We start from the raw sequence: 17,668 nt of genomic DNA, 5'->3' as shown, positions 1-17,668 counted from the left end.
TTTCCACCGCTGGTCGCCGATCACCAGCTCCGGCGGCCGGCCCGTGGCCGTCCGTGGCACCGGGTATCCGTCGCACACCCGCTCCGTCGAGAGCCGGGACGGCAGCGGCCGAGGAAGCTGAGGGGTGCCGCCGGGTTCGACTGCGCGGGCGATGTGACTCTCAGCGCACGCTGCTGATGTCGATCATGTCCTGTCGGGGGACGACTTTCACTCGAGTGCGCCCGTGCGGGCGGCCGAGCTCGATCTCGTGGCGGTCCAGCTGCTGCCAGCCCGCCCACGTGGTGTGGGTGATACCACGTCGGGCGAGGTGGGCTAGCATGTCGGCCGGGTGGGTGCTCGCCGTCTGCTTGCCGGGCAGATCGGCAAGCAGGCTCGCGACGGTCTCACTCGCATCTTTCTTCGTGTGGCCGATCAGTCCGACCGGGCCACGCTTGATCCAGCCGCTCACGTACCTACCGGGGATCCGGTCGCCGTCGAGGCCGAGAACGCGACCGGCGTCGTGCGGAACCGTCCCGGTAGCTGCGTCGAACGGCAGGTCGGCGATGGGGCGGCTGAGGTAGCCGATCGCCCGGTAGACGGCTTGGACGTCCCAGTCGGTGTACACGCCGGTGCCGCGCACCGAGCCGTCGCCGGTCAGCTCCTGCGTCTCGGTGCGCAAGCCGGTCACCCGGCCCTGACCCAGGATCTCCACCGGCGCCTCGAGGAAGTGCAGGTGCAGGTTGCGTGTGCGTGCGGTTGGTGTACGCGCGGCCCAGTTCTGCAGGATGTCGACGCACATCTTGACCGAACGCTTGGCGCGGATCCTGGCCAGGCTGCCCTCGTCGAACTCCATGCCCTCCGGGTGCACGATCACCTCGACATTCGGCGACTCGTCGAGCTCGCGCAGTTCCTGCGGCGTGAACTTCACCTGGCCGGGCCCACGGCGAGAGAACAGGTGCACGTCGGTGACCGGGCTGGTCATCAAGCGCTGGTGCACGTTGTCCGGGATCTCGGTCTCGAGTAGCTCGTCAGCGGTCTTCGCGAGGACCCGGGCTACGTCCACCGCCACGTTGCCGGCGCCGATCACCGCTACCCTGGTCGCGGTCAGCGGCCAGTCGCGGGGCACGTCGGGGTGCCCGTCGTACCAGGAGACGAAGTCCGCGGCACCGAAACTGCCCGGCAGATCGATACCCGGGATCGCCAGCTCACGATCCTTGTCGGCGCCGGTGGCGATGACTGTCGCGTCGTAGAACTGGTCAAGCTCCTCCGGCTTGACGTCCACGCCGTAGTCGACGTTGCCGATGAAACGGATCCGCGGGTCGTCCAGCACGTGGTGTAGTGCGGTGATGATCTCCTTGATCCGTGGGTGGTCGGGCGCGACGCCGTACCGGATCAAGCCGTACGGCGTGGGCAGGCGGTCGAAGATGTCGACGGTCGCCGTCGGGACGGCTCTGGTGAGGATGTCCGCGGTGTAGATGCCAGCCGGGCCGGCTCCTACGATGGCGACCCGCACGGATCGGTCCATGGCTGTTCCCTCTGTTCGTGTACCAGCCGGATACTCAGGATTGCGAAGAGCCGCTTGTCGTACGCAGATATGCAGCACTCTTCGCGCCTTTTCATCAAGACTCGGAGGCGGCGGGAGTGTCGGTTCGCCGCAAAGCTAGGAACTCAACCGGACTTCAGGTCAATGAAGGGAGACTCTGCTCACACTTACGCCGCCGGTAGCGCGGCCCTCGTTGCCGCACCGGTCCGGGCGGGTGTTGCATGGAGCGAATGACGGACGGCTGACCCGCCGCCAAACATTCGTCGGCCGTCGAGAAGGAGCAACGCATGCAGTCTCGTACGGACCTCATCGAAGACCTGATGGGACGCTTTCCTGATGTGCCGCGTGAGGCGGTGATCAAGGAGGACCTGCTGCGCGGAGGACTGGCCTTCGACGACTCGGCGTTGACCGACAACGAACACGGTGAGGTCAAGCCGAAGTCGTACTTCATCTTCTCGTTCGACCACCGGACACTGCCCGAGCTGGGCGCCGCCGCGTTGCGTCGGCCGCCGGAGGAGATCGTGCTCACCGGGGGGCCGTACGACCTGCGCCGGACCGTCGTGTCGGTCCGCACAAACCCCGACTCGCCCTACCGGGTCAAGCCCGACGACGACGGACGGCTCATGCTGCTCCTCGACGGGCGGGCGATCGCCGAGGTGGGCCTGCCCCCGATGCCTGACTACTACCGGCACACGCTCGCCAACGGCAAGTCGGTGATGGAGGTCGCCCCCACGATCCAGTGGGGTTACCTCATCTACCTGACCGCCTTCCGGGTCTGCCAGTACTTCGGCGCCAAAGAGGAGTGCCAGTACTGCGACATCAACCACAACTGGCGTCAGCACAAGCAGGCCGGCCGCCCGTACACCGGGGTCAAGCCGGTCGACGAGGTCCTCGAAGCGCTGGCAATCATCGACAAGCACGACACGGCACGCGCCTCACAGGCGTACACACTGACCGGCGGCAGCATCACCTCGAAGGTCGACGGGCTGGCCGAGGCCGACTTCTACGGCCGTTACGCCCAGGCGATCGAGGAGCGGTTCCCGGGCCGGTGGGTCGGCAAGGTGGTCGCCCAAGCCCTGCCGCGGGCCGACGTACAGCGCTTCCACGACTACGGGATCCGGATCTACCACCCCAACTACGAGGTGTGGGACAAGCGACTCTTCGAACTCTACTGCCCCGGCAAGGAGCGGTACGTGGGCCGCGAGGAGTGGCACCGCCGCATCCTCGACTCCGCCGAGGTCTTCGGACCACGCAACGTCATCCCGAACTTCGTCGCCGGCGTCGAGATGGCCGCCCCGCACGGCTTCACCACGGTGGACGAGGCAATCGAATCGACCACCGAGGGCCTGCAGTACTTCATGTCCCGCGGGATCACCCCGCGATTCACCACCTGGTGCCCGGAGCCGACCACCCCGCTCGGCCGGACCAACCCTCAGGGCGCACCTTTGGAGTACCACATCCGGCTGTTGGAGACCTACCGGGCGACCATGGAGGCCAACGGCCTGTCCAGTCCGCCCGGGTACGGCCCCGCTGGTCCCGGGCGGGCGGTCTTCTCGGTGAGCTCGTTCATGGACAGCCTGCCCGCCGACTCCGCAGCCGGTGCAGCCGTGAACGGATAGCCTCCGACGTCGGCGGCGACAGGTCGCGCACGAGAGAGCGGATCGGTTTGGTGGTCGGTCTGACGACAGACGCGGCAAAACTTGCGCGGGCCGCTGGCGGGGCCATCTGGCGCCAACTGTCGGTCCGATCAGCGTGCGGTCAACTCCTCGTCGACCGCGGTGGAGGCCCGCCGGAGTAGGTGGTAGAGCCTCTCGCGCTCGACGGGCGCCAGGGCCACGAGCACCTCGTCCTCGGCGGTGGCCATGGCGCCCTCCGCATCCCGGAGGCGCTCGACCCCGAGTGGGGTCAGCTCGACCAGGTGCCGACGACGGTCCTGCGGTGAGCGCATCCGCTTGGTGAGGCCACCGCTTTCCAGCTCGTTGAGCAGCCCCACGATATTCGTCCCGTCCATCGCCAGCGTCCTGGCCAGGGCCTGCTGACTGATTCCGCCGCCGGCGCGGATCATGGTCAGCGCGACAAGATGCCGTGGCCGGAGATGGAACGGAGTCAGCGCCGGCTCGGCACGCAGCCAGATCCACCGGGCCAGGTGATCGAGCAGCGGCCCGCAACGGTGCTCCGAATCCCCGGCGGGTACAGCAGCCATGGGACCGAGTCTACCTGGAAGTAGACGGGCGTTGAGAAAATTTTCGACGGTGGTAACCGACGTTCATTCGCCGTCAGCGCCGATGCAGGAGTCCGGCGCGATGATGGCACGCATGGCCGGCGCGACCACGCGCAGGACATCGTCGAGATCCGCGTCCGCCAGGTCGGGCATGCGGAGCACGTAGCGCTGGGCGGCGATTCCCATCATCATGGCGCCAGCCAGGGCGGCGCGCAGCCGCGGCTCCGCGGCGGTGATGGTGTCGGCCATGACGTCGACGGCTTCGGCGGTGACGTGGTCACGCAGGATCCCGGCGGCTTCGTCGCTGGTCATGCTGGCCCGTAGGAGCACCGCCATCGGACTGTTCGGGTCGGCGGCCCAGCTACTGAGCATGGCTCTCAGATAGTTGTCGGTGCTCTGCACAGGGTCGCCGGTCGTGAGCTCGCGCAGCGGGATGCGCCAGTGCACGGCCTCGCGGAAGAGCCGCTGTTTGGTACCGAAGTACTGGATGACCGAGGACTTGTCGACGTCGGCGGCGGCGGCTATCGCCCGAATGGTGGCGCGCTCGTAACCGACTTCGGCGAACACTCGTCGTGCCGTGGCGAGGATGCGGCGCTTGGTGCGCTCGCCCTTGCGCTCCGGCCGCTGCGCGGTCGCTTCCGAGAGGATCCCGGGGGGCGAGGGACCGTCCGCCTGCGCCCGGCTCATCTGGCACTCCTTCTCACCTCGGCACGTCGATCGTACCTGGGCTGATTTGCCAGACAAAGTGCCGTCCACCGACCCGGCGGGCTGTGTCACGGCCACGGGAGTGAGGTGTGGCACTCGCCTACGGGCCGCCCCAACCGCCCGGCTACGCTGACCAAAGTTTCTCAACGACTGTCTACTTTTCGGAGGGTGAGAATGACGGTGCCCGTGCGTACCGAGCGAGTCTCGGCGGGGTCCGCGACCGCACATCCGGGCCTGGCGCTCGTCGTGATCGCCGCAGCACAGCTGATGGTCGTGCTCGACGGCACCATCACGAACATCGCGCTACCGAGCATCCAGGAAGACCTTGAGGTCTCGGCCTCCGGTCTTTCCTGGATCGTCAACTCGTACGTGCTCGCCTTCGGCGGCCTGCTGCTGCTCGGGGGCCGGGCCGGTGACCTCTACGGCCGGCGCCGGGTGTTCCGGGTCGGCTTGGTCGTCTTCAGCTTCGCGTCACTACTGGGCGGACTCGCGCCGAACGCCGAGCTGCTCATCGCCGCCCGGGTTCTGCAGGGTCTCGGCGCTGCCGTGATCGCCCCGACCGCGCTGTCCTTGATCGCGACCACGTTCGCCGAGGGCGCGCCGCGTAACCGTGCGATGGGCGTGTACGCCGCCATGTCCGGTATCGGCTCGACCGTCGGTCTGCTGCTGGGCGGGGTCCTCACGGACTATCTCTCGTGGCGTTGGGTGATGTTCGTCAACGTGCCGATCGGGCTGGCGGTGTTGATCGGCACCAGGGTGGTGGCCAGCGGCGAGAAGTCGCACGGCGAGCTCGACGTGCGGGGAGCCGTGCTCGGTACCGGCGGCCTGGTGGCTCTGGTGTACGCGATCACGCAGGGTGGTGACCGCGGCTGGAACGACAACGTGACGATCGGGATGTTCGTCATCGCAGCGGTCCTGTTGGCGGTGTTCCTGCGGACCCAGCGGCGCAACAGCCACCCGATCCTGCCGCTACGGCTGCTGCGCGACCGCAACCGGGCCGGATCGTACGCGACGATGCTGCTCATCGGTGCTGCCATGTTCGCGACGTTCTATTTCCTGTCGCTGTACCTGCAGCAGGTGCACGGCTACAGTCCGGTCCGCGCCGGGTTTGCGTACCTGCCGTTCAGTCTCGGCATGGGCCTGTCGGCGGGTCTGGGTTCCCGGCTGGTCGGCCGGTTCCCGCCGCGTGCGATCGCCGCGCCCGGCCTTGTCCTGGCGGCGGGCGGCATGCTGTGGTTCAGCCTGCTGGAGCCGTCGTCCTCGTACGCCACCCACCTGATGCCGGCCATGTTCGTCACTGCGGTCGGCCTGGGCGCGAGCTTCCTGCCGATGACCCTCGGCGCGGTCTCGGGGGTGACCAGCACAGACGCCGGGATCGCCTCGGCGGTGCTCAACACCACGCAGCAGATCGGTGGTGCCGTGGGCCTGGCGGTGCTGGCGACGTTGTCGACCAGCGCCGCCGACGATCAACTGCCCCACGCCGACGGCGCGTTCTTCCAGGGCGTGGCCACCGGCGACAGGGGCCTGATCCAGCAGGCTTCCGACGCGTTGACACACGGCTACACGGTGGCGTTCGCCGCCGCGTCGGGCCTGCTGATCATCGCTCTGGTGATCACGTTGACAGCCCTGAACGCCAAGGCACAGCACGGCGCCAAGGCGGCTTCGGCTGTGCACATGGGCTGAGTGTGGCGCCCCGATCCCCCGGTCGGTCGCGGACCGCACCTCGAACTGACGTGCGGCTCACCACCTCGGCAACAGCTCGAAAGGCGCCTTGGGGGTGCGTTTGACATGAAGCGCGGTTGAGGTTTTAGCGTCTCGCCCGGGAGCAGGAAGAAAGGAAGTGCCATTGAGCGAGCGGTTCAAGGAGGCTTTCCGCCGGTACCCCACGGGAGTCGCCGTCATCTCTGCGGCTGGTCCCCACGGGCCGGTCGGGCTGACCGCCTCCAGCGTCGCGTCCGTGTCGGTGGCACCACCAACGCTGTCCTTCTCCCTCATGGCAACGCGGACGGCGAGGGTTCTGCTGCAAGCGCCCAGCTTCGTCGTGCACCTCTTGGGACCCAAACATGCCGATCTGGCTCAGGACTTCTCCCACGCCGACGGTCGACACTTCACCCCGGACCAGGGCTGGAGAATTCTGCCGTCGGGGGAACCGATGCTCCCCAGTGCCCTCGCCGCGCTTCGCGTCATGCCACTGCAACGGATAAGCGTGGGCGACGCGACGCTCGTCGTCGCCTCCGTGGCCGAGGTCTTTCACGGGCCGCCCGACGGGCGGCTGATCTATCACCACAGGAATTTCGTCATCTCACCATCCAGCGAAGGAATCTGATGCGACTGCCACGCCTCCTGCGCCCGCGCACCACCGTCAGCGCCCACTGCGACCTGCCGTGCGGCATCTACGACCCCGCGCAGGCCCGCATCGAAGCCGAGTCGCTCAGAGCGATCTGCGAGAAGTACCAGGCCAGCCAGGATCCGGCGTTCCGCGCCCGCGCTCTGATCATCAAGGAGCAGCGCGCCGAACTGGTCAAGCACCACCTCTGGGTGCTGTGGACGGACTACTTCAAGGCACCCCACTTCGCGACGTACCCCCAGCTACACACCCTGCTCAACGAGGCCACCAAGCTGGCTGGCGCCGGCGGCGCGAAGGGATCCGCGGACCCCGCCGTCGCCGAGCAACTGCTCGCGAAGGTCGAGGAGATCTCCACGATCTTCTGGCAGACCAAACAGGCGTGAGCCACGGGAACCGGGTACGCGTCGGCGTACCCGGTTCCGCACAACCCGTTCAGGAGGCCGGATGCCGTCGCACACCCTAACGTCAGCACTCACCTCGCCGCCGCCTACCAGCAAACTCGCCATATCCGGTAACGACGCCAGCCCCGACGATCGTCTCACCATGGCGGAGGTCATCGCTCGTACCGGTGTGGCCGCATCCGCTCTGCGGTTCTACGAGAGCAGAGGCCTCATCACCGCCGAGCGCAGTAGCGGCAATCGGCGCCTGTACCGGCGGCACATGCTCCGCAGGATCTCGCTCATCCTCGTCGCCAAACGCCTCGGGATCCACCTCACCGAGGTCGCTGACGTATTCGCCTCCCTCCCCTGCGACCGCCCGCCGACGCAAGACGACTGGCAACGCGTCTCCAGGTCGTGGAAACGCCAGCTGGAGAATCGGCGGCGCTACCTCGAAAACCTCGAACACGAGCTGGTCGGCTGCATAGGATGCGGATGTCTCTCGATGAAGGCCTGCAACCTTCTCAACCCCGGCGACGGACTCCGCGCACGCGGCCCTGGTCCGGTGCGCCTCGACGACTCTCGCAGATGACTCCGGGAGAGAGATCACGGTGCCGATGTCGCCTGATTCCGGGTTGCGGCATCCTGGCGGGCGACCACCACGGCAGCGGCGCCGGTCACCGAGAACGCGTTGGTGAGCAGCACCGCGATGTTCCATCCATGCAGCACAGCAGTCGCGTCGTGCGCGCCGGCCCCCACAACCGCGGCAAATGGCCGGCAGCGACGCCAGCCGCGTCGTGAACACCACCAACACCGACAGGATGTGCCCCCGCCGCGACGGACCCCCGACCAGCGCGCTGGGCACCAGCGGCAGCCGATCGGGGCACCAGAGGCTCGCGGTCGGACCGGCCGGCGGTGGTTACCTGCCGCTGTAGACGGGGAAGACGCTGTGCTCGCCGTAGTCGCGCTGGACCATGTTTCGCAGCAGGTCCATGTCGTCGTCAGAGATGACGAAGTCGAGCTGGGCGTTGCTGCGCATGTGTTCGGGGTTGGCGGTCTTGGGCAGCGAGACGGTGCCCAACTGAATGGTGTAGCGGATGCACAGTTGCGGCACGCTCACGCCGTACTTCTCCGCCACCGCGGCGACGTCGGCGTTCTTGAGCATCTCACCGTGGGCGATCGGCGAGTACGCCTCGACGAGGATGTTCCTGCTCTCGCAGTAGGTCATCAGTTCGGTCGGGGTGTTGCCGACGTGGACGAGCATCTGGTTCACCTGCGGCGCGATGGTGCACGACGCGAGGATGTTATCCAGGTCCTGTTGCAGGAAGTTCGACACCCCGATGGAGCGGAGCTTGCCCGCACGGAGCCCGTCCTCCAGGGCACGCCAGGCTTCGCGGTTGCCCTCGGCGTAGTCGCCGCCGCGGAAGTCGTTCCACGGCTGCGGGGCGTGGATCAGCATCAGATCGATGTGGTCCAGGCCCAGCGTCTGCAGGGAGCCGTCGATGGCCGCTGCCGCGTCGTCGTAGTTCTTGATCTCGGCGGCGAGCTTGGTGGACACGAACAGCTCGTCGCGGGAGGTGCCGCTGGTGCGTACGCCCTCGCCGACGCCGCGTTCGTTGCCGTAGGCCTGTGCAGTGTCGATGTTGCGGTAGCCGACCTCGATGGCGTTGCGGACGGCTTGGGCCGCCTTGTCGTCGTCGATGAACCAGGTGCCCAGCCCCAGCTTGGGGATGACCACGCCGTTGGACAACGTGTACGTCTCGTGGAAAGTCATGATCTCTGTCTTCCTTCGGTTGCGGTGACGGTTCTCAGTCGTCGCTGCCGGCCAGGACCTGGTCGAGCAGGTCACCGGCCCGGTCGGACGCGGCTTGGCCGACGCGGGAGCGCAGCGTCGCGACGAGGCCGTGCAGGTCCGCCGGGCTCAGCCCGGCGTTGAGCGCGATGCCGAGGTGTGACCTCAACTGGCTCTCGACGCCATCGAGGGTGGCCAGGGCGGCGACGGTGGCGACCTCGCGGCTCTGCCAGTCGAGGGTGTCGCGGGCGAAGATGTCGCCGAACAGGTGCGCCTTGAGGAACTCGTCGATCGCGGGGGCGAAGTCGAACAGGGGCCCCGTCACCGGTCGACCGGAGAGCCGGGTCTGGTTCTCGGTGCCCAGCGCGAGCATGTCGGTGCCGGCGGGCAACGGGGTCGGCGGCTCGCCGGCCGGGTCGTCGATGCCGCTGTCGCGGCGCTCCTGAAGCAGCGCCATGAACGCGCCAAGGCCGTTGAGGGCACGCGGAAACCCCGCGTAGGCGTACATCTGCACCAGAATTTCGTTGATCTCGGTGACCGTCAGCCCGGTGTCCAGACCGTCGGCCAGGGCGTCACGCAGCTGCGGCAGCTGGCCGGTGGCGGTGAAGGCCGCGATCGCCGCGGTCGCCTGCCGCCGCGGGCTCAGCTCGGATCCGTTCGCCATCGATCGACTCTCTCCGTGCGACGTCACTGCTTGTTGGCCTGCTCGTAGACCTCTGCGGTGACCGGCTCCAGCCAGGTCGTCGGGTCACCGCCCTCCGCAGCCATTTCGAGCATGGCCAGGTGACTCATGAACGTGTCGGCGGCGGCGCCGTGCCAGTGCTCCTCACCGGGTGGGCAGACCACCGTCTCGCCGGCGTGGATCCGCACCACCGAGCCGTCACGCGTGCCGACCAGGCCGACCCCCTCGGTCACGTGCAGAGTCTGGCCGACGGCGTGGGAGTGCCAGTTGGTCCGCGCCCCGGGAACGAACCGCACCAGCGCGACAGTCATCCGCGACGGCCCGGTGCCGTTGTAGATCGGGGTCAGGTACACGTCGCCGATGAACGACTGGGCGGGCGCCTTCGCGGTCTGCCGTACGGGCTGAAGTTCCATGTCAGTTCTCCTCAGAAGCCACGAAGGCGAACAGGTTATGCATTTTGGTGACCAACGAGCGATCAGCGGGCAGGTTCACGTCACCATGTAAGCCGCTACCGGGTGCCCGTGGGAGGGGTTGTCGAAACAGGTCATGACAGTGCCCCCATCAGGCCGCAGCGATTCTGCTTCGCCCTGCCGTGTGTCGGCCGCTCCGCTCAACTCATTCGGTTGCGGGTACCAGGGGTGCAGCCCTCGGGCGGGATGGGAACTGGACCTCCGGCGGGACGCCGGCGTCCGGGGCGTCCGGCAGGACAGGTCATGACAGAGCCTCGTTGACGGGTGGTCGAGCCCGTACCGTCGCAGGGGTGGACAACAGAGCCGACGTTCGGGATTTTCTCGCGACCCGCCGCGCCAGGATCACGCCCGAACGGGCCGGGCTGCCGGACTTCGGCGGCAGCCGCCGCGTACCGGGCCTGCGTCGCGCCGAGGTGGCCATGCTCGCCGGGGTCAGCCCCGACTACTACACCCGCCTCGAACGCGGGAACCTGTCCGGCGTCTCCGACAGCGTGCTGGACGCCCTGTGCCGGGCCCTGCAGCTGGACGAGGCGGAGCGCTCCCACCTGTACGACCTCGCCCGCGCCGCCAGCACCAACCCCCGGGTACGCCGGCGCCCCACCAGACAGATCCGCCCCGCCACCCTGCATCTGCTCGAGGCAATGACCGACGCGCCCGCTTTCGTCCGCAACGGGCGCCTCGACATCGTCGCGGCCAACCACCTCGCCGAGGCGCTCTACCTGCCGGCCTTCCAGACGCGGGTCCGACCGGTGAACCTGGCCCGGTTCTGCTTCCTCGACCCGCAGGCCCGACAGCTCTACCCGAACTGGGAGGCGGCCGCCGACACCACCGTGGCGCTGTTACGCACCGAAGCCGGCCGGGATCCCTACGACAAGGATCTGAGCAATCTCGTCGGCGAACTCGCCACCCGCAGCGAGGAATTCCGCACCCGCTGGGGAGCGCACAACGTCCGCCTGCACCACACCGGCATCAAGACGTTCCGTCACCCGGTGGTGGGACTCCTCGACCTCAACTTCGAGGCCATGCCGATGCCCGCCGACCCGGGACTCACCCTCACCGCCTACAGCGCCGCACCCGGCACCCCGACCGCCGACGCCCTACGTCTCCTGTCGAGCTGGGCCGCGTCGACCAATGATCCGGCCCTCCGCGGATCCGACGGCGAATGAGCGTCAACCCTCCGCCACGGAGCCGGCGTGCTCGGGGCCTGTCGGCCCGGCCGGCCCCCGAATGGACTAGGTAGCCGCTGAGCGAATGGTCGAGTTGTCGATGACATAGCGGAACCGGGCCTTCTTGGCGACCACGTTGTCGAAGGCCTCGTTGATACGGTCGGCGGTGATGACCTCCACGTCGGCGGCGATCCGGTGCTCCGCGCAGAAGTCGAGCACCTCCTGGGTCTCGGCGATGCTGCCGATCAGCGAGCCGGCGACGCTGACGCGCAGCATCGAGACGATCCCGAAGTCGATGGCCTGGGGCAGGCTGGGTTCGAGCATCCCGACGGTGACGAAGGCGCCGTCGTGCTTGACCAGTGACAGGTACGGCTTCATGTCGAAGGGTGTGGGGATGGTCGACAGCAGGAAGTCGACCGACGCCTGACGTGCGGTGACGGCGTCGCTGTCGGGCATGACGATGACCTCGTCGGCGCCCAGGCGCACCGCGTCGTCGCGTTTGGCGGCAGTGGTGGTCAACGCGATGACCTTCGCCGCGCCACGCGCCTTCGCGAGCTGGATCGCCATGTGACCCAGCCCGCCGACGCCGGCGACCGCGACCACCTGGCCGTCACCGACATTCCAGCGCTTGAGTGGTGACCAGGTGGTGACGCCGGCGCACAGCATCGGCGCGGCCCGCTCCAACGACAGAGAGTCCGGAATCCGCAACACGAAGTGCTCGTTCACCACGATCTCGTCGGAGTAGCCGCCGAAGGTCACCTGCCCGCTGTCTGGATCCCTGGTGTTGTAGGTGTACACCGGCGGCGGAACCTGATACTGCTCGTCCACGGCGCCGCGCTGGTCCTCGGACCCCCAATACACCATGCAGCCCACGCCCACCCGGTCGCCGACGGCATGCCGCTGCACACGTTCGCCGACCTCGCTCACCGTCCCGGCGATCTCATGTCCCGGCAGGCAGGGAAAGTTGGTGGCGAGGCCGCCTCCGAATTCGTCACGGGCCTGGTGGATGTCGGAGTGACAGACCCCGCAGAAGGCGATGGCAATGCGCACGTCCTCGGGGCCCACCGGGCCACGATCGAACGGCACAGACGCCAGCGGTTCTGCCGCACCCGCGGTGGCCCATCCGATGTTCGACGCCATGAGAATGCTCCTTGCTGACGGTCACGGATTCGGGGAACGCCCGAGCGCGGAGCGCCATCACCTACCGGCGGCCCGATGGGCCGGGCTCTACCGAACAGCGTGGTCGGACGGGGCGGCGTCGTCGTTGCCTCGGGAAATCTTCACACCACCGGGGGAACTCGCCTGGTTGCCCACCCGATGGAGGAAACAACCGGTCCGAGGACGGCTACGTATCGCGGATGTGGTGGGATGGAAAGCGGTGGCGGGCAGCGCACCGGCCAGGGCACCCGCACGGCACACCGGGCCTGGGCTGCGCCCAGCCGAGCAGCGGATTCCAGGAAAGGAGAGATCCACTGTCCGGAACCGGCCAGACCGCCGACGGCACCGCGCGGCAACGGCAGACGTACGCCGTAGACCCCGTCGAGTTGTTCTTCGACCTCGTCTTCGTGTTCGCGATCTTCCAGCTCACCACTCGGCTGCGGGAAGACCCTTCGATCCGTGGTGCGGGCGAGACCGGTGTGCTGTTGCTGGCGGTCTTCACCGTGTGGTACTTCACCAGCTGGGAGGCGACCCTCGTACGGACCGAGCGCACCCGAACCACCGCCATGGTCCTGACCGTGACCTTCTTCGGCCTCTTCCTGACCGCCGCCGTGTCCCGCGCGTTCACCGGCTCGGGATGGGACTTCGCCGCGCCGTTCCTGCTCGTGCAGCTCGGCCGTGGCCTCTGGACCCTGCTGAACGTGCCCGGCGACATCTGGCGGGACCACTATCGGCGGACGCTGCTGTGGCTGCTCGTCAGCGCACCGCTGTGGGCAATCGGCGCGGTTGCGGCTCCCGCGCATCGCCTCTACTGGTGGGCCGCAGCCGCCGGGGTCGACCTGCTCGGCACCTGGCTCGGGCACCCGATCCCCGGGCGCACCCTGCACTCGGAAAACGCCGCCACGGCCGAGAGCGCACACATGCTGGAACGCTGCCGCCTGTTCCTGCTCCTCGCACTCGGCGGCACGGTCCTGTCCACCGGGCTGGCCCTCACCGCGACGCCGCTGACCCCACTCACCGTGGTCACCGGCTCAGCCGCCCTGCTCGTCACCGTCGCCCTGTGGTTGCTCGCTTTCGGCGGACCGGGCCGGCTGGTCCAACACCACGTCGAACGGACCGGCGACCCGAACCGGGCCACCCGGATGGCCGGCAACGTCCTGACCGTCATGGTGGCCGGGCTCATCGCCGTCGCGGCCGCCCAAGAAATGATCATCCGACATCCGCGCGGCCGGCCGTCCGCCACGATCAGCGTGCTGCTGTACGGTGGCTCGATCCTGTTCCTCCTCGCCCAAGGCTGGTACCTGCGCAGGGTTCCCCCGAGCAACCCGCGGCCCTGGCTGATCGCCGCCACCGCACTGGCGCTGGCCGGTGCGATAACCGGCGCCCTCGCACCGCCATACCTGACGCTGCTCACAGCCGCAGCGCTTCTCATCATCGCCGCGACCAAGCTGACGCGTTCCAGCCAGTTGCCGCATTGATCCTGGTCGGCCGTAAGCCGACGGCGATCAGCCCGTGCTGATGACATCAGCTCAGCAGCCTGCCGACCCCGGCCCTACGGAGACCGGAAGCCCTCCGTGGTAGCTGAAACCCTCGCCTACCTCACGAGGTGTAACTGGCGCGTCCCGGCGGGCTTCCGCCGGCTCGGGTCATGCCAGGCGAGCCCACATGCGTTCTGCGAGGTCGTCGAAGCGGGTCGCTGATGTGCCACTGCGGATCGTCGGGACTACGCCGTCCGACCGCGCGCCCCCATGCCCTCGATCAGCGGCCTGTCGTCGATGAACGGTCGGTAGATGCCGTTGAGGCGGTACAAGGCTATCGGGTGGCACCTGCACCGGAGGTCGACCGGGGCCCCGCCACGACCGCACCGATCGAGCACCGGTGCGGTCGTGGAACCCGAGCGTCAGACTGATCTCCTACTCCCTTTTCGTCGTCGATGCGTGTGCTTCCGGCATCAGCCCAGCTGCCACTGCTGGTTGCCGCCCAGCGGCCGACCACATTCCCAGATCTGCAATCTGGTGCCGTTGGCCGTTCCGAACTCGGTGGCGTCGAGGCACTTACCCGAGTTCGGGTTCACGATCGACCCGTCGCTGTTCGGTATCCATTGCTGAGCGCCGTTGTTCAGGCAGGACCAGAGTTGCACAACGCTACCGTTGGCGGTGCGCCCACCGGAGACGTCCAGGCACTTGCCGGAGTCGTTGCTGACGAACGTGTTGCCGACGCGACGCCACTGCTGGTTGCCGTTGTTCGGGAAGCAGTCGTAGAGCTGCACCGGGGTCCCGTCGGCCTTGCCCCAGCCGGCCACGTCGACGCACCGGTTGGAGGCCACCCCCCGGATGACCGAGGTACCGCCGCCTCCGCCACCACCGCCCCCGGCGGCGTTGCCGTTGATGTTGAAGTCGAAGAGGTTGACGGCCAGGCCGGCGCCGCCGATCCAGGGCTCGAAGCCGGCCTGAACGCTCGTCATGTACCAGTTCGTGTTGATCTTTCCACGGCCGACGGAGTCGTTGATGAAGGACTTCAGGCTGAAGTTGGCGAACGTGTTGCTCGGCGTGGTCCGCACGTAGGAGATGACGTTCCACCCGATGTTGCCGAACCACACGTCCCAGGTGCCGCCCTCGATGGTGACGGTGGCGACCCGGCTGCCGATGGGTTGTGGGCGGCCGCGGTGGTTGGTCCAGATCATCAGTTCGGCGCCGTAGTTCTGCCCGGCCGGGTTGGGATTGGCGTCGAACCACAGGTCGAAGGCCGCGTCCCACTCGCCGGCGTTGGGGGTGCTGATGTTGAACGTGGCCCTGGGGTTGTTCAACCCGGCCACCCGGGCCGGCAGGCCGCTGTTGGCGGTGCAGGCGCCGTAGTGGCAGCCGGCGTAGATGGACGGGTAGGAGGCCGGCGGGCCACTGGTGGAGTTGTTGTGGTCGGCGCGGGTCACCGTGAAGCCGGCGTTCGACACGTCGATGCACTGGGTGGTGCTGGCACCCCAGCGGTTGTTCTGCACGATGTACCGACCGCCCTGGACCTGGGCGGTGGCGTACTGGTCGCACAGCAGCGGCGCGGCGCTGGCCGGGGCCGTGCTGACCGCCAGCAGCGCGGTGGCCGCGGTGACCACCAGCGCGGCGGCGGCGGCGAGTGGGCGGAATCGCCAGTTCAATGGATCCTCCTCGGTGAGAAGTGGACAGTCGCGGTGGAACGCGGGTGGTTCAGGGAGCGAGTGGGGCGGTCGGCTGCCAGACGGTGTCGTCGTCGAAGTGGGCGGGGTTGTCGAAGGCGTTGCCGCCTGCGGGCTCGGCGATGTATCCGGTGGCGTCGTAGTGCCGCAGGTAGCGGTCGGTCAGGTTGAGTGAGCGGAGGCGGACTCCGCCCGGGGTGCTCTCCGGGCAGAAGGTGGCGTCGGCGCGGAACAGCGCGGTGTCGGTGAAGCTGTCCAGCCGTACCCGGAAGTCGCGGTGCCGCAGGTAGGCGCCGGAGACGTTGACGGCCGCCAGGGAGACGCAGGTCGGGTCCGCCAGCCCTGACTGGACGCGGAACGTCGCGTCGCGTCGGTCGGGCTCGGCGGCGCCGGCGTCGAGCACCGACGTCACCGAGAGGAAGTTCCGATGGCGCAGGTAGCGGTCGGTGAACCCGGGTGTGGTGACGCGCAGGGAGACGGTGCTTCCGGGACGCAGTTGCGGTGGGTGATCCACCGCCGCGACGAACGGGAAGCGTTGTGGCGCGAGACCGTTGCAGTCCCACAGTTGCAGGCGGGTGCCGTTGGCGGTCGCGCCGCCGGGTGCGTCGAGGCACCGGCCGGAGTTCGGGTTGACCAGTGCGTCGCCGCGGCGCAGCCACTGCTGGGCCGGTGAGCCGTTGCAGTCCCAGATCTGCAGTCTGGTGCCGGCCCCGGATGCTGCCCCGGGCACGTCCAGGCACCGTCCCTGGGCGCCGACCGATCCGTCGGGTCGCAGGGTCCACCGCTGCACCGGTGCGTCGTTGCACTGCCACAGTTGCACCGCGGCGCCGTTGGCCGCGCCGCCGCCCGCGACGTCGACGCAGCTTCCGGCGCCGCCGACGAAGCGTCCGGGGCGCGCCGAACTCGGCGGCAGCAGCGCGGAGGCCGAGTAGGCGCGACAGGTGCCGTCGGCAGCGTCATCGGTGCTGACCTGCAACAGTGCGGAGCCGTCGGCGGATGGCACCAGAGTGGGGCTGTAGTTGGGGCAGACGCCGGGACGCGCGCCGGGCACCGCCACCGGAGCGGGTGCCGGATACCAGGAGCCTCGACCGTTGTCCAGGTTGACGAACAGCGCTCGGCCGTTGAGGGCGGCCTCGGTGCCGTCGGCGTTACGGACCCGCTGCGCGACGAGCAGCACACGGCCGGTCGCGGTGGTGGCGAGCGTGGGGGTGGCGGTCAGGTAGCGCCCGTCCGCGGTCTGGACCACGGGGTCGAGCCGGGCCGGGTCGCCCCAGGTCGTTCCGTCCACGGAGGTGCGGGAGCGCACCGCGCAGTCGTACTGGCCGCCGAAGCCGCACACCTCGTACGCCAGCAGGTAGGTGCCGTTGGGCATCCGGCGGACGGCGGGCATGCCGGGGCGGTGCCCCGGCTGCGGTCCGGTCACGATCGGCGACCGCGTTGACCAGGTGAGCCCGTCGGTGCTGATCGACTGCACGAGGACCTGGCTTCGGCCGGGCTGGCTCTCGTCGGCGAGGTGCGCGACAAGGCGGCCGGCCGCGTCGAGGAAGAACTCCGGTTCCCACAGCCCGCCGGCGTTGCCCGACTGGGCGACGGTGGACAGGTAGCGCCAGGTGCGGCCCACGTCGTTGCTCGCCCAGACGCGGATCGACATGCGCCGGTCGGACCCGCCGTCCTGACCGACGCTGCCCGCCCAGAGCAAGGTGCCAGCGGGCAGCCCGCCGAGCGGTCGCGGCAGCTCGAACAGCGTGGTGCAGCACAGGCCCCGCCGAGCCTCCGGGTCGGTGACCGTGCCGACGCGGCGGAAGGGACCGTCGGTGGTGCTCTCGTAGATGCCCGCGACCGGTCCGCCGGCCGGGAACTGCGTGACGGTGAGGATCACCCGCCCGTTCGCGGCGCCGGAGCTGGCAAGCCGTACCGCGCGTGGATAGAGGGCGGCCTGACCGTCGACGGGTGTCCCGCCAGCCGCCGCGGCCGGGCGGGCGGCCCCGGGTGCGGCGAGCGCGGCGACGACGCCGGCGAGGGTCAGGACGGCGACCACGACGAGTCGGGATGCGCGGGCACC

General features: G+C 68.7%; 16 protein-coding genes. 7 read left to right on the top strand and 9 right to left on the bottom strand.

What is annotated here, in order from left to right:
- Positions 1 to 160: 160 nt before the first annotated feature.
- On the bottom strand, positions 161 to 1,492 hold the full coding sequence (locus O7618_RS06085) for an FAD-dependent oxidoreductase (protein ID WP_278104971.1): 1,332 nt from the start codon (positions 1,490 to 1,492) through the stop codon (positions 161 to 163).
- A 317-nt stretch (positions 1,493 to 1,809) separates the two neighbouring features.
- Between O7618_RS06085 and O7618_RS06080 the strand changes: the two genes are divergently transcribed.
- Positions 1,810 to 3,141, top strand: coding sequence for a radical SAM protein (locus tag O7618_RS06080; RefSeq protein WP_278104970.1), 1,332 nt, complete (start codon positions 1,810 to 1,812; stop codon positions 3,139 to 3,141).
- 128 nt (positions 3,142 to 3,269) lie between these two features.
- On the opposite strand, the gene O7618_RS06075 is transcribed toward O7618_RS06080, so the two are convergent.
- Both O7618_RS06075 and O7618_RS06070 read right to left on the bottom strand, forming a co-directional pair.
- Positions 3,270 to 3,725: a MarR family transcriptional regulator gene (locus O7618_RS06075; protein WP_278104969.1), complete on the bottom strand. Its 456-nt coding sequence runs from the start codon at positions 3,723 to 3,725 to the stop codon at positions 3,270 to 3,272.
- A gap of 63 nt (positions 3,726 to 3,788) precedes the next feature.
- A complete protein-coding gene (locus O7618_RS06070) occupies positions 3,789 to 4,430 on the bottom strand; it encodes a TetR family transcriptional regulator (RefSeq protein ID WP_216935576.1) in 642 nt (213 codons plus the stop codon).
- Between the two features lie 192 nt (positions 4,431 to 4,622).
- Between O7618_RS06070 and O7618_RS06065 the strand changes: the two genes are divergently transcribed.
- The 4 genes from O7618_RS06065 to soxR all read left to right on the top strand — a co-directional run bounded on the left by O7618_RS06065 (position 4,623) and on the right by soxR (position 7,764).
- On the top strand, positions 4,623 to 6,131 hold the full coding sequence (locus O7618_RS06065; protein ID WP_278104968.1) for an MFS transporter: 1,509 nt from the start codon (positions 4,623 to 4,625) through the stop codon (positions 6,129 to 6,131).
- Between the two features lie 157 nt (positions 6,132 to 6,288).
- The gene (locus tag O7618_RS06060; protein ID WP_216935578.1) at positions 6,289 to 6,774 is read left to right on the top strand and encodes a flavin reductase family protein; all 486 of its coding nucleotides are present in this window, start codon (positions 6,289 to 6,291) and stop codon (positions 6,772 to 6,774) included.
- Complete coding sequence (sodN, locus tag O7618_RS06055) at positions 6,774 to 7,178, top strand: superoxide dismutase, Ni (protein ID WP_216935580.1); 405 nt, start codon at positions 6,774 to 6,776, stop codon at positions 7,176 to 7,178. The genes O7618_RS06060 and sodN overlap by 1 nt, the downstream gene beginning before the upstream one ends.
- 61 nt (positions 7,179 to 7,239) lie before the next feature.
- The gene (gene soxR, locus O7618_RS06050) at positions 7,240 to 7,764 is read left to right on the top strand and encodes a redox-sensitive transcriptional activator SoxR (protein WP_216935583.1); all 525 of its coding nucleotides are present in this window, start codon (positions 7,240 to 7,242) and stop codon (positions 7,762 to 7,764) included.
- A gap of 327 nt (positions 7,765 to 8,091) precedes the next feature.
- Here the strand turns inward: soxR and O7618_RS06045 are convergent, their stop codons facing one another.
- Genes O7618_RS06045 through O7618_RS06035 form a run of 3 tightly spaced genes read right to left on the bottom strand, consistent with a single transcriptional unit; the run spans position 8,092 to position 10,059 of the window.
- A complete protein-coding gene (locus O7618_RS06045; RefSeq protein WP_216935585.1) occupies positions 8,092 to 8,946 on the bottom strand; it encodes an aldo/keto reductase in 855 nt (284 codons plus the stop codon).
- Between the two features lie 34 nt (positions 8,947 to 8,980).
- Entirely contained in the window at positions 8,981 to 9,628 is a 648-nt protein-coding gene (locus tag O7618_RS06040; protein ID WP_278104967.1) for a carboxymuconolactone decarboxylase family protein, read from the bottom strand.
- A 23-nt stretch (positions 9,629 to 9,651) separates the two neighbouring features.
- Entirely contained in the window at positions 9,652 to 10,059 is a 408-nt protein-coding gene (locus O7618_RS06035) for a cupin domain-containing protein (RefSeq protein WP_216935595.1), read from the bottom strand.
- A 347-nt stretch (positions 10,060 to 10,406) separates the two neighbouring features.
- Here O7618_RS06035 and O7618_RS06030 point away from each other — a divergent pair, with 347 nt between their 5' ends.
- The gene (locus tag O7618_RS06030) at positions 10,407 to 11,282 is read left to right on the top strand and encodes a helix-turn-helix transcriptional regulator (protein WP_278104966.1); all 876 of its coding nucleotides are present in this window, start codon (positions 10,407 to 10,409) and stop codon (positions 11,280 to 11,282) included.
- A gap of 66 nt (positions 11,283 to 11,348) precedes the next feature.
- On the opposite strand, the gene O7618_RS06025 is transcribed toward O7618_RS06030, so the two are convergent.
- The gene (locus tag O7618_RS06025; RefSeq protein WP_278104965.1) at positions 11,349 to 12,422 is read right to left on the bottom strand and encodes an NAD(P)-dependent alcohol dehydrogenase; all 1,074 of its coding nucleotides are present in this window, start codon (positions 12,420 to 12,422) and stop codon (positions 11,349 to 11,351) included.
- Positions 12,423 to 12,433: 11 nt separating this feature from the next.
- Between O7618_RS06025 and O7618_RS06020 the strand changes: the two genes are divergently transcribed.
- Positions 12,434 to 13,918: a low temperature requirement protein A gene (locus tag O7618_RS06020; protein ID WP_278104964.1), complete on the top strand. Its 1,485-nt coding sequence runs from the start codon at positions 12,434 to 12,436 to the stop codon at positions 13,916 to 13,918.
- Positions 13,919 to 14,391: 473 nt separating this feature from the next.
- On the opposite strand, the gene O7618_RS06015 is transcribed toward O7618_RS06020, so the two are convergent.
- Positions 14,392 to 15,588 (bottom strand): RICIN domain-containing protein, encoded by a 1,197-nt coding sequence (locus tag O7618_RS06015; protein WP_216935602.1) that lies wholly within the window; start codon positions 15,586 to 15,588, stop codon positions 14,392 to 14,394.
- Between the two features lie 49 nt (positions 15,589 to 15,637).
- A complete protein-coding gene (locus tag O7618_RS06010) occupies positions 15,638 to 17,644 on the bottom strand; it encodes an AbfB domain-containing protein (protein WP_278104963.1) in 2,007 nt (668 codons plus the stop codon).
- Positions 17,645 to 17,668: the final 24 nt, after the last annotated feature.

This window comes from Micromonospora sp. WMMD980, from assembly GCF_029626035.1.
Lineage (GTDB): Bacteria > Actinomycetota > Actinomycetes > Mycobacteriales > Micromonosporaceae > Micromonospora.
The sequence above is the reverse complement of the archived record's forward strand: the minus strand, read 5'-3'. Positions and strand labels throughout refer to the sequence as shown.

What these genes read in the sequence shown, in the direction of transcription:
- O7618_RS06025 (WP_278104965.1), bottom strand. Translation starts at nt 12,422, where the DNA reads ATGGCGTCGAACATCGGATGGGCCACCGCGGGTGCGGCAGAACCGCTG.
- sodN (WP_216935580.1), top strand. Translation starts at nt 6,774, where the DNA reads ATGCGACTGCCACGCCTCCTGCGCCCGCGCACCACCGTCAGCGCCCAC.
- soxR (WP_216935583.1), top strand. Translation starts at nt 7,240, where the DNA reads ATGCCGTCGCACACCCTAACGTCAGCACTCACCTCGCCGCCGCCTACC.
- O7618_RS06035 (WP_216935595.1), bottom strand. Translation starts at nt 10,059, where the DNA reads ATGGAACTTCAGCCCGTACGGCAGACCGCGAAGGCGCCCGCCCAGTCG.
- O7618_RS06070 (WP_216935576.1), bottom strand. Translation starts at nt 4,430, where the DNA reads ATGAGCCGGGCGCAGGCGGACGGTCCCTCGCCCCCCGGGATCCTCTCG.
- O7618_RS06065 (WP_278104968.1), top strand. Translation starts at nt 4,623, where the DNA reads ATGACGGTGCCCGTGCGTACCGAGCGAGTCTCGGCGGGGTCCGCGACC.
- O7618_RS06040 (WP_278104967.1), bottom strand. Translation starts at nt 9,628, where the DNA reads ATGGCGAACGGATCCGAGCTGAGCCCGCGGCGGCAGGCGACCGCGGCG.
- O7618_RS06080 (WP_278104970.1), top strand. Translation starts at nt 1,810, where the DNA reads ATGCAGTCTCGTACGGACCTCATCGAAGACCTGATGGGACGCTTTCCT.
- O7618_RS06045 (WP_216935585.1), bottom strand. Translation starts at nt 8,946, where the DNA reads ATGACTTTCCACGAGACGTACACGTTGTCCAACGGCGTGGTCATCCCC.
- O7618_RS06075 (WP_278104969.1), bottom strand. Translation starts at nt 3,725, where the DNA reads ATGGCTGCTGTACCCGCCGGGGATTCGGAGCACCGTTGCGGGCCGCTG.